This is a genomic window from Nocardia yunnanensis (assembly GCF_003626895.1).
Classification (GTDB): Bacteria; Actinomycetota; Actinomycetes; order Mycobacteriales; family Mycobacteriaceae; genus Nocardia; species Nocardia yunnanensis.
The window spans coordinates 1,408,328-1,419,876 of the sequence record NZ_CP032568.1 but is presented as its reverse complement, the minus strand read 5'-3'; the positions used below and the strand labels follow the sequence as shown (position 1 = coordinate 1,419,876).

Here is an 11,549-nt window from a genome sequence, read left to right as displayed (position 1 = left end):
TTCGATCAGCGCTGCGGGACCAATCGCTCACTGCGCCAGGTCGTCGACCGTCGCAGCCTCGTTGCGGGACAGGTTGATACCCAGGTTCGCCGCGGCGCGCTCCAGGTCCTCGTCGTCGCCGTCGCGCATCTCGATGGCGGCGCCGTCCGAGGACAGCACCTCCACGTTCAGGCACAGCGACTGCAGCTCCTTGAGCAGCACCTTGAACGACTCCGGAATGCCCGGCTCCGGGATGTTCTCGCCCTTGACGATCGCCTCGTACACCTTCACGCGGCCGACCACGTCGTCCGACTTGATGGTGAGGAGTTCCTGCAGGGTGTAGGCGGCGCCGTAGGCCTGCATGGCCCAGCACTCCATCTCACCGAAGCGCTGACCACCGAACTGCGCCTTACCACCCAGCGGCTGCTGCGTGATCATCGAGTACGGACCGGTCGAACGGGCGTGGATCTTGTCGTCGACCAGGTGGTGCAGCTTCAGGATGTACATGTAGCCGACGGCCACCGGGTACGGGAACGGCTCGCCGGAGCGGCCGTCCAGCAGGATCGCCTTGCCGTTGTCGTCGATCATCTTCTCGCCGTCGCGGTTCGGCAGCGTCGAACCGAGCAGGCCGGTCAACTCTTCCTCACGCGCGCCGTCGAACACCGGGGTGGCGATGTTCGTGTCGGCGGGCTGGCCGATCATCTCCTCGGGCAGGTTCTTGGCCCAGTCCGGAGTTCCTTCGACCTGCCAGCCGGTCTTGGCGATGTAACCCAGGTGGGTTTCCAGCACCTGACCGATGTTCATACGACGCGGCACGCCGTGGGTGTTCAGGATGATGTCGACCGGGGTGCCGTCGGGCAGGAACGGCATGTCCTCCTGCGGGAGGATCTTGCCGATGACGCCCTTGTTGCCGTGGCGGCCGGCCAACTTGTCGCCGTCCTGGATCTTGCGCTTCTGCGCGACGTACACGCGCACCAGCTCATTCACGCCGGGGGGCAGATCGTCGTCGTCGTCACGCGAGAACACGCGCACGCCGATGACCTTGCCGGACTCACCGTGGGGCACCTTGAGGGAGGTGTCGCGAACCTCGCGAGCCTTCTCACCGAAGATGGCGCGCAGCAGGCGCTCTTCGGGGGTCAGCTCGGTCTCGCCCTTCGGGGTGACCTTGCCGACCAGGATGTCGCCGTCACGGACCTCCGCGCCGATGCGCACGATGCCGCGCTCGTCCAGGTCCGCCAGCACCTCGTCGGAGACGTTCGGGATGTCCCGGGTGATCTCCTCGGCGCCGAGCTTGGTGTCGCGAGCGTCGATCTCGTGCTCCTCGATGTGGATCGAGGTGAGCACGTCGTCCTCCACGAGGCGCTGCGACAGGATGATCGCGTCCTCGTAGTTGTGGCCTTCCCACGGCATGATCGCCACGAGCAGGTTCTTGCCCAGGGCCATCTCACCGTTCTCGGTGCAGGGGCCGTCGGCGAGCACGTGCCCGGCCTCCACGCGCATGCCCTCGTCCACGATCGGACGCTGGTTGGCGCAGGTGCCCTGGTTGGAGCGCTCGAACTTGCGCAGGCGGTAGCTGCGACGGGTGCCGTCGTCGTGCATGACGGTGATGAAGTCGGCCGAAACCTCTTCCACCACACCGGCTTTCTGGTTCACGACCACGTCGCCGGCGTCGACCGCGGCACGCAGCTCCATACCGGTGCCGACCAGCGGCGACTCGGAACGAATCAGCGGCACGGCCTGACGCTGCATGTTCGCGCCCATGAGGGCACGGTTGGCGTCGTCGTGCTCGAGGAACGGAATCATGGCCGTCGCGACCGACACCATCTGGCGCGGCGAGACATCCATGTAGTCGATGTCCCGGGCGGGGACGTATTCCATTTCCTCGTTGCCGTGGCGGGCGAGGACGCGCTCCTCGATGAACCGACCGTCCGCGTCGACCGGCGAGTTCGCCTGGGCGCGGATGTGGCGGTCCTCCTCGTCGGCGGTGAGGTAGCGGACCTCATCGGTGACGCGGCCGTCGACGACCTTGCGGTACGGGGTCTCGATGAAACCGAACGGGTTCACCCGGGCGTAGACCGAGAGCGAACCGATCAGGCCGATGTTCGGGCCTTCCGGGGTCTCGATCGGGCACATGCGGCCGTAGTGCGACGGGTGGACGTCACGGACCTCCAGGCCGGCGCGCTCACGCGACAGACCACCCGGGCCCAGCGCCGACAGGCGGCGCTTGTGGGTCAGACCCGAGAGCGGGTTGTTCTGGTCCATGAACTGCGACAGCTGCGAGGTGCCGAAGAACTCCTTGATCGCCGCCACGACGGGACGGATGTTGATCAGGGTCTGCGGGGTGATGGCCTCGACGTCCTGGGTGGTCATGCGCTCACGCACGACACGCTCCATACGCGAGAGGCCCACGCGGATCTGGTTCTGGATCAGCTCGCCAACCGTCCGCAGACGACGGTTGCCGAAGTGGTCGATGTCGTCGACCTCGACCGGAACCTCGACGCCGCCGGGGACGGTCATGAGCTTGTCGCCCTGGTGCAGGCGCACCAGGTACTCGATCGTCGCGACGATGTCTTCCTTGGTCAGCACCGAACCCTGGACGGGCACACCGGCATTGACGCCCAGCTTCTTGTTGACCTTGTAGCGGCCGACGCGGGCCAGGTCGTAGCGCTTCTCCTTGAAGAACAGGTTCTCCAGCAGGGTCTGCGCGGACTCCTTGGTCGGCGGCTCGCCCGGACGCAGCTTGCGGTAGATGTCCAGCAGCGCCTCGTCCTGACCCGGGGTGGAGTCCTTCTCGAGGGTGGACATCATGATCTCGGAGAAACCGAAGCGCTCGGTGATCTCCTCGGTGGTCAGACCCAGCGCCTTGAGCAGCACGGTGACCGGCTGCCGACGCTTGCGGTCGATACGCACACCGACGGTGTCGCGCTTGTCGACGTCGAATTCCAGCCACGCGCCGCGCGACGGGATGACACGCACCGAGTGCAGCGTCTTCTCGGTCGACTTGTCGATGGACTCGTCGAAGTAGACGCCGGGCGAACGGACCAGCTGCGACACGACGACGCGCTCGGTGCCGTTGATGATGAACGTGCCCTTGTCGGTCATCATCGGGAAGTCGCCCATGAAGACCGTCTGAGACTTGATCTCACCGGTGTTGTTGTTGATGAACTCCGCGGTCACGAACAGCGGCGCCGCGTAGGTCATGTCCTTGTCCTTGCACTCCTCGATGGAGGCCTTGACCTCTTCGAAGCGCGGGTCGGAGAAGGACAGCGACATGGAGCCGGAGAAGTCCTCGATCGGAGAGAGCTCCTCGAGCACCTCCTCGAGGCCCCCGGTGGGGTTCGTGACGTCGCCGCGCGCGATGGCACGCTCACGCCAGTCTGCTGAACCGACCAGCCAGGCGAACGATTCGGTTTGTAGATCGAGAAGTCCGGGAACCTCCAGGGGTTCGCGAATCTTCGCGAAAGACACCCGCTTCGGGGCTCCGGGGATACCGGCCTTGGTCTGGGTGGAGACTGCCAAGATGCGTCCTTCCAGCACCTCACGCGCGTCGCGTGGTGGTCCGCGACCGTCGCTTGTCTGCTACGAATTCCGCTGGTTACTACCCCGAACGAAACCCGAACAGCAAACAGCGGAAGTAACACCGGAAGGTGGAACTTTCGTGATGCGATCGAGGTATGGACAGGAGGCAGCCAGCGCAACGTCCAAAACTACACCCAAACCTACGGGGGTGTCAAAGTACCACCCGTGGTGATCCGTGGGCGTCAACTTCACCCCGGTGTGTCCGTGTCGATATCCGGGCGAGCAGAGCGCCACCATCGACACGGCGAGTGACGGTGTCCACACGGATTTCCGGCTGGGCCGCAGTGTCCGCTGGCTGCGTTCGCAAGGCCCTCGCCGGCGCTTGTCCCCTGTGACAGCCGCCGCTGTTGTGAATAGCGTGACGGCTCGGACGAAAGTCGTCAAGTGGCGGTCCGAGTTGACAAAACGCGAGATCGCCTGTCCCAGTACAAGATCACCCCACGACGTGGCGCGATACCGGAAAGACACCGGTAGGCACGGCCCTGGGCCGCCTACTTGCCGGTGATCTCAGGGCCTATTTGTCAGTGATCTCAGCGGCGAGCCAGTGGCCGCCGACCTTCTGCATGCGCAGCACGATCGGGCCCGAGGCGAGGGGTTCGGGCTTGCCGTCCTTGACGGCGGAGATGTTCAGGTTGACCAGCAGTTCGGCCCGGTCGCCGGTGAGCAGGGTCACGCCGATGGGGTCGGTCTTGACCTGCGTGTCCGTCTGGGTCTGCTTGATGGTGTCGACCGTGGTGTCGACGTATTTGGCGAAGTCCTTCTGCATCTTGTCGGTCAGCACCGAGTTGACGCTCGACTTCCACTTGTCGATCTCGGCGGCCTTGTAGCCGTAGAGGGTGGCCAGGGCGTGGTCGCCGGCGGCCTTCACCTCGTCGGTGGCCGCGTTGTCGACGTAGGCCAGATTGCCCGAGTCCGACGTGGGCTTGCTCACCCAATGTTTGACGGCGCCGGTGATGGCAAAAGCCAGTAGCAGCGCGGCCAGCGCGGCGCAGATCGTGGCGACACCCCAGTTACGCCAAAATCCGCCCTCTCGGGACGGCTTGGAATACTGTTGCGGGGCAGAGGCTTTGGCCGGCGTACCGGCCCGGCCCCGGCCGCGCGGGGTGGCGCGCGACCCGGTGGTGGACCGGGTGGAACGCTCGGTGGTGGACCGGGCGTTCGTCACGTCCGCGGCGGTGGTGCGCGAGGCGGTGCCGCGCGCGGCGGCCGGGCGGCGTGGGGTGGTGACGCGGTTGACGGGGCGTTTCCGATTGGCCATGGGTCACTCCCTCCTTAGTTGCCCGGTGCGGGGGTCGGGGTGGCGGCGGGCTGCTGCCCGCCCTGCGGGGTCGCGGCGCCCAGCGGCACCGGCTCACCCAGGTTCTGGGCCTTCTCGGCCTTCCAGGTGCTGCCGACCTTCAGCATGTCGAGGGTCCACAGCTGCCGGAAGGTGGCGGGCTGGCCGCCGGGCCAGCTGCGGGTGATCTTCAGCACCGCGAAGGCAGAGGCATGGTCGAGTTCGCTGTCGAGCGAGGTGAGCGTGATGCCCTCGACGTCGGCGGTGATGCGGGTCTTGGAGTCCTGGGCGGTCTGCTTGAGCTGATCCTGCCCGTCCTCCTGCTGCTTGAGCAGCTCCCCCGTCATGGATGACCGGATATTTGCCAGCGACCCGTCGATATCGTCCGGGTTGATGGACATCAGGTTCGTGGCGGCCTGGCGAGCGTCGGTGAGCGCGGCATCGCGCGCCTGCGCCCGGGTCTCGTCCTTGTGATCGCCGAACCAGAGGAAGCCGACCACGACCGCGGCGACGGCCGCGGCGACCAGCAGCACGGCCGCGCCCACGGTGGCGGCGCGCCGCGCGTCCAGGCCCGCGGCCGGTGCGGCAGGCGGGGCGGCGACCGGCGGATCCCCGGCCGCGGGCTTGTCGAGCACCACGGTCGGTTCGGCAGTGGCCGCGGATTCGGCCGTCTCCGTACCGGATTCGCGCTGCGGGGTGCCTGCGTCAGCCGAGGAGGCGTCCGGGGTGGTGTCGGGAACCGACGTCTCCGTCGGCTTCTCGAGGTTGTCCCCGGAATCGCTGTCCTTTAGCTGGCTCACGCCGCCACCATACTTTCCTCTCCTCGAGCCCTGTCTGTGACTCTGTCGGCGCCCGCTCTGTGGCTCCGATTGCAGGGCCGGTCGTCCTACTTGGGCGTGATGCCCATGAGGGTCGACAGCTGGGTCGCGACCGGGTTCAGGTTGAGCTTGTCCGGGTCGTACTTGGGCTTGTCGTCCCACGGCTGCGGCACGCTCGGGTCCGCCAGCTCGGCGCTGCGCGCCCCGCGCACATCGGTCTCGCTGCCCTGCGGCACCGCGCACCCGGCCTGGGTGTTGTACGGGAAGTCGTCGCGGGTGTCGTCGAACTTGGGGTTCTGAGCCTTCATCTGGTCCAGAATCCGTTGCGTGCCTTCGTATCCCACGGTGCAGGCGGGCGGGTTGTTGGTCTCGAGCACCAGCCCGAAGTGGGTGGTGCCGTCACCGGGCGCGGTGGAGGAGCCACCGAGCGGCAGCAGCGGCAGCATCTGCAGCACCGGGCCGAGCGCGTAGAACTTCGGCGAGATCGCCAGCAGCAGGGTGCGCAGGTTGCCGAGGTCCTTGGTGAGGGCCGGGCCGCTCTCGGTCAGCAGGCGCTGGATCGCGGAGGCCGCGTCGGTGCCGGTGCCGATGAGGCGGCGGATGTCCGGATCATTGGACTTCAGCTGCGCGGTGAGCTGATCGAGGCCGTCGCTGAACCGCAGGATCGCCGGCGACTGCTCGGCCTGGGTGCCCAGTACCGTGCGCGACGAGCGCAGCAGCGCGAGCGTCTGCTGCAGGTTGTCGCCGCTGGCGGTCGCGGTGAACTTGTTGAGCGAGTCCACCAGCACCTTGAGGTCGTCGCCCTTGCCGTCGAACGCCTTACCGAGTTCGGTGATGGTCTTCGACAGCGCCATCAGGTCGGTGGTGCCGGCGAAATGATCGACGCTCGACAGCAGGTCCTCGACGTGGATGGGCGTGGTCGCCCCGTCGATGATCGACCCGTCGCGCAGGTAGGGCGAACCGTCGCTGGTGGGCATCAGGTCCACGTACTGCTCACCGATGGCGGACCGATCGGCGATGGCGGCCTTGGCGTTCGCGGGCACCTTCGGCTTGCCGGAGTCCATCTCCAGGGTGATCAGCACCCCGTCGGGGGTGATGTCGAGGTCGCCGACCCGGCCCACGGGCACGCCGCGGTAGGTGACCTCGGCGCCCTTGGACAGGTTGCCGGTCTCCTTGGCCTGCACCTTCACCTTGTAGAGCCCGAAGCCCAGCATGTTGTCCAGGCGAACGTATCGCGCGCCCACGTACACCACGCCGAGGACGGCGATGAGCGCGAAGGCGATCAGCTGAATGCGTACCAGACGTGTCATCGCGGAGCACCCACTCCCAGCTGCTCGAGGATCGATCCGAGCGGATCGGTCGGGCCCGCCGCCCCGGTCGGCCGCGCCACGGTTGGCGGCAGCGGCAGCAGCGACACCGTCGGCCAGCCGCCGCGCGGTCCGTTGCCGTTGTAGTACGGGTTGGTCGGATCCACGTTCACCTGGCGCCCGTTGGGCGGCAGGTATTGCGGATTCGGTTTGCCCACACCGAGATTCGACAGCAGGGTGCCGATCTGCAGGTCGACCGAGAGCCAGGTGTTGACCTGGCCGCCGAACGCGGACTTGATCGCCTCGTCCGGGAACGGGTAGGTCGGGATGAGCGGGAACGCGGTCACCAGGTCGCCGGCCGAATTGCCCAGCGCCTGCAGCGTGGGCCGCAGCGAGGACAGATCGGTGATCAGGTTGTCCTTGGAGTGGTTGAGCACGTCGAATCCGGCCTGCCCCACCCGATCCAGCTGACCGAGCATCTGAATCAGTTGCGGCCGTTGCTCGTTCAGGATCTTGATGCCGGCGGGCAGCTCGTCGAGGATCTTGGAGATCTGCGTGGTCTGCTGCCCCACCCGGCTGGTCAGCGTGTCGAGGCTGTCCAGCGCGCGGGTGATGTTGTCGACCTGGTCGTCGAGCCCCTTGATGAGGATGTTGGCCTGGTTCAGCAGATCGCGAACCTTGCCCTCGCGGCCGCCGAGCGTCTTGTTGAGCTCCACCACGATCGGCTGCAGCTGCGCCACGCCGCCGCCGTTGAGCAGCAGCGACAGCGCGCCCAGCACCTGCTCCACCTCGGTGGCGGTGCGGGTGTTCTCGACCGGGATCTTGGCCCCGTCCTTCAGCGGCGCGGAGTCGGCGTCCTTGGCGGGCGCGGACAGCTCGATGTACTTCTCGCCGAGCAGGTTGGTCTGCTTGACCTCGGCGCGCGCGTTGGCGGGCAGCTTCACGTCATCGCTGACCAGCACCTGCACGCTGGCTTCCCAGGCGTTGTCGGGGGCGATGCGGATCTTGTCGACCCGGCCCACGGCCACGCCGTCCACCTTCACCGACGACTGCGGGACCAGGTCCAGCACATCGGAGAAGCGGATGTCGAGATGCATGGGGTGCTTGCCCACATTGGGGCCGCCGGGCAGCGGGATGCTGTCGGCGCCGCAGCCCGCGGCCACCAGGGTGACCGCGCCCAGCGAGGTGGCGACCAAGGCGGCGCGCCTGATCCCGCCCCCGCGAATCCGGTTGGCGCTCATCGCTGCCCACCTTCCTGCTGCGACGGCGGCAACTGGTCGGACGGGGTGCCGGGGACGCTGCCGGGCACGGTGTTGTGCTGCTCGTTCTCGCCGCTGAGGATGCCGAAGGGCAGCACCAGCGTCGGCGTCTTCACACCCGCGGTGATCTGGTCGGTGATCGCCTTGCAGTTGTTCAGGATCGGCTGCAGCTGCTGGGAGATGGCGTCGAACTTGGGGTCGCCGGGTCGCAGCTTGCCCAGGTCCAGCATCTTGCAGATGACCCCGAACGGGTCCTGCAGGTCGGTGAAGTTGGGGCGCATGTCCAGCGTGCCGGTCTCACCGTTGTGCACGTTGATCAGGTTGCTCAGCGCGGTCGGGATGAGCGGCAGCGCCTTGGCCAGATCGTCGCGCTGATCGGCGAGGGTCTGGGTGAGCTTGGTGAGGGCATCCGCGTTGGACTGCACCAGATCCCGGTTGTTGTCGATGAACCGGGCCACGTCGCCGAGCGCGACCGACAGCAGGCTCAGCGCGTCGCCGAGGGTCTGCCGCTCGTCGGACAGGAACCCGGCCAGCGAGGCCAGCTGACTGTTGAACGTCCGCACCTGGGCGTCGTTGTCGGCCAGCGTCTGCACGAAGGTCTGCAGGTTCTTGACCGTGTCGAAGATGTCGGTGCGCGAATCCGACAGCGCGGCAGCGGCTTTGGACAGCTGCGTGAAGCTGTTGCCCAGCGCCTCACCGTTGCCGGAGAGATTGTCGGCGGAGGTGCGCACCAGCTGATTGAGCGCGCCGTCCTTGTTGGCGCCGTTGGGGCCCAACGCATCCGAGAGTTCGGTGATCGACTTGTAGAGCCGGTCCACCTCGACCGGGGTCGCGGTGCGGTCCTTCGGGATGCTGGCGTTGCGGCCCATCTTGGCCCCGCCCTTGTAGGCGGGCGCGAGCTGGATGTAGCGGTCCGACACCACCGACGGGGTGATCTGGGCGGCCTTGGCGTCGGCCGGAATGTCGTATTTCCGATCGACTTCCATGACCACCTGGACGATGTCGCCCTTGGGGGTCACCGATTTCACGTGGCCCACCGGGACACCGAGGATGCGCACGTCCGAGCCGACATAGATGCCGATCGACTTGTCGAAGTCCGCGGTGATGGTGGTGGTGTTGAGCTTCTGGAAGCCCCACCACGCCACCGCCGCGAGCGCCACCGCGAGGACGGCGACCACGGCGATGACCTTGCTCTTGGTACTGCTCTCACGCAGCGCGGTGAGCGGATTGTTCGCCACGGCTTACCCTCCCAACTTTCGGATCGGCTGGCGGTCACCCGGAATGTCGGGCAGCGCGGGCGGAATCAGGTTGGTGATGACCGCGTCGAACCAGCGGCCGGTGCCCAGCACGTTGGCGTACATGCCGTAGAACGGGGCCGCCAGTGTGAGGGTCTTGGAGATGTCGGCCTCGTGGCTGTTGAGCAGGTCGATGGTCTTGTTCAGGTTGGTCAGCGCCGGGCCGATCTGGTCCTCGTTGTCCTTGACCAGCGCGGTCAGTTCCGCCGCAACGGTTTTCGCGCCGGTGAGCAGCTGATGGATGGCCTGCTGGCGCACGTTCAGCTCGCCCAGCAGCTCGCCGCCGTTGGCGATGAGCCGCTCGAACTCCTGATTGCGGTCCGCGAGCACCTTCGAAGTGGTCTTGGTGGCGGTGAACAGTTTCTTCAGCTGATCGTCGCGCTTGGCCAGCGACTCCGACAGCCGCGCCACACCGTCGATGGAGCCGCGCAGTTCCGGCGGCGTCGTCGAGAAGGCGTCCGACAGCACCTGGAAGCTCTGCGCCAGCTGCGCGGTGTTGGTCTCCTCGATGTTCTTGGCGGCATCGCTGAACGCGTCCACCACATCGTAGGGAGATACGGTGCGCGACAACGGAATCCGATCCGACGGCGCCAGCACTTTGGTGCCTTTGGGATCGAGCGCCAGATACTTCTGCCCGAGCAGCGTCTTGATCTGGATGGAGGCGGTGGTCTCGTTGCCCACCCAGGCGTCCTTGGTGCGGAAGTCGACCAGCACCTTGTCGCCGTCGAGGCGGACGTCGGAGACCGAGCCGACCTTCACGCCGGCGATGCGCACCTCGTTGCCCTTCTTCAGGCCCGCGGCCTCGGAGAACTCGGCGGTGTACTTGGTGCCGGCCCCGAGCAGCGGCAGCTTGTCCAGGTTGAACGCGGACATGGTCACCAGCACCACCATGAGCAGGCCGAGCCCACCCATGAACACCGGACTGCGCTTGCCCAATACGACGCGGTCGTCCATCAGCGGCCTCCCTTCCCATGGCAGCGCGGGGCCGGGTTCGTGTAGATCGGCTGGTTCACCGTCGGCATGTTCTGCAGTGCGGGCGGGAAGTTCAGCTGCGGCGCGTCCTTGGTGCCCGGTCCGACCACGATGTCGATGCCGCACAGGTAGAACTGGAACCAGGAGCCGTACGAGGCGGCGCGGCCGAGCTTCTCCATCTTGATGGGCAGGTTGGTCAGGCCCTCGTCGACCTCGTCCTTGCGATCGTTGAGGGTGCCGGTGAGCTGATTCAGCCCGGCGATCGCGCCCTGCAGGTTCGGCCGCACCGGGACCAGCAGGTCGGCGGTGGCCGAGGCCAGATTGCCCAGCGAGCTGACCGCGGAACCGATGGTGCCGCGATCGGCGTCGAGCCCGCTGACCAGCGCCTCGGTGTTCACGATCAGCTGGTCGAGCTGGTCGCCGCGCGAATTGATGCTGTCCAGCACGGCATTCAGGTTCTTGATCAGCTCGCCGATCACCGCGTCCTTGTCGGCCACCTTGTTGGTGAGCGAGGCGGTGTTGGCGACCAGATCCGCGATGGTCCCGGACTCACCCTGGAAGACCTGGATGATCTCGTAGGACAGCTTGTTCACGTCCTCGGGCGTCAGCGTCTGGAACAGCGGCCGGAAACCGTTGAACAGCTCGGTCAGATTGACCGCCGGCTTGGTGCGCTCCAGCGGAATCGTCGCGCCCTTGTTGATCTTTCGGCCCTGTTCGCCGGTGCCCTGCTCCAGCGCGATGTAGCGCTGGCCCACCAGGTTGCGGTACTTGATGGTCGCGGTGGTGGAGGCGGGCAGCCAATCCCGGTCGGTGAGTTCGAATTCCACATTGGCCAGCCGCTTGTCCACGATGGCCACATTGGTCACCTTGCCCACGCGGACACCCGCGATGCGCACCTCGTCGCCCTTGTTCAGCGACGTCACGTCGGTGAAGCGGGCATTGAACTTGGTGCCGCCGCCACCGTAGTTGGCGATGGTCAGCGCCAGCACGCCCGTCAGGAAGACCGTGACGAGAATGAAGGCGATCAGTTTGGTCAGCGTCGGCCCGAGGCCGCGCAACAGATC

General features: G+C 66.7%; 8 protein-coding genes. All 8 read right to left on the bottom strand.

Annotated elements, in window-relative coordinates; genetic code table 11:
• Positions 1-27 precede the first annotated feature (27 nt).
• Entirely contained in the window at positions 28-3,516 is a 3,489-nt protein-coding gene (gene rpoB, locus D7D52_RS06795; RefSeq protein ID WP_120735537.1) for a DNA-directed RNA polymerase subunit beta, read from the bottom strand.
• Between the two features lie 556 nt (positions 3,517-4,072).
• On the bottom strand, positions 4,073-4,816 hold the full coding sequence (locus tag D7D52_RS37580; RefSeq protein WP_162958185.1) for a hypothetical protein: 744 nt from the start codon (positions 4,814-4,816) through the stop codon (positions 4,073-4,075).
• 14 nt (positions 4,817-4,830) lie between these two features.
• Positions 4,831-5,634 (bottom strand): hypothetical protein, encoded by an 804-nt coding sequence (locus tag D7D52_RS06780; RefSeq protein ID WP_120735534.1) that lies wholly within the window; start codon positions 5,632-5,634, stop codon positions 4,831-4,833.
• Positions 5,635-5,720: 86 nt separating this feature from the next.
• Positions 5,721-6,962, bottom strand: coding sequence for an MCE family protein (locus D7D52_RS06775; RefSeq protein ID WP_120735533.1), 1,242 nt, complete (start codon positions 6,960-6,962; stop codon positions 5,721-5,723).
• A complete protein-coding gene (locus D7D52_RS06770; RefSeq protein WP_120735532.1) occupies positions 6,959-8,200 on the bottom strand; it encodes an MCE family protein in 1,242 nt (413 codons plus the stop codon). The genes D7D52_RS06775 and D7D52_RS06770 overlap by 4 nt, the downstream gene beginning before the upstream one ends.
• Positions 8,197-9,456, bottom strand: coding sequence for an MCE family protein (locus D7D52_RS06765; RefSeq protein WP_187703121.1), 1,260 nt, complete (start codon positions 9,454-9,456; stop codon positions 8,197-8,199). Before D7D52_RS06765 ends, D7D52_RS06770 begins: the two co-directional genes overlap by 4 nt.
• A 3-nt stretch (positions 9,457-9,459) precedes the next feature.
• Entirely contained in the window at positions 9,460-10,467 is a 1,008-nt protein-coding gene (locus D7D52_RS06760; RefSeq protein ID WP_120735531.1) for an MCE family protein, read from the bottom strand.
• Positions 10,467-11,543: an MCE family protein gene (locus D7D52_RS06755; RefSeq protein ID WP_120743874.1), complete on the bottom strand. Its 1,077-nt coding sequence runs from the start codon at positions 11,541-11,543 to the stop codon at positions 10,467-10,469. The genes D7D52_RS06760 and D7D52_RS06755 overlap by 1 nt, the downstream gene beginning before the upstream one ends.
• Positions 11,544-11,549: the final 6 nt, after the last annotated feature.

Bases quoted from the DNA above. Each gene is read 5' to 3' on its own strand.
- D7D52_RS37580 (WP_162958185.1), bottom strand. From the start codon at position 4,816: ATGGCCAATCGGAAACGCCCCGTCAACCGCGTCACCACCCCACGCCGC.
- D7D52_RS06775 (WP_120735533.1), bottom strand. From the start codon at position 6,962: ATGACACGTCTGGTACGCATTCAGCTGATCGCCTTCGCGCTCATCGCC.
- D7D52_RS06770 (WP_120735532.1), bottom strand. From the start codon at position 8,200: ATGAGCGCCAACCGGATTCGCGGGGGCGGGATCAGGCGCGCCGCCTTG.
- D7D52_RS06760 (WP_120735531.1), bottom strand. From the start codon at position 10,467: ATGGACGACCGCGTCGTATTGGGCAAGCGCAGTCCGGTGTTCATGGGT.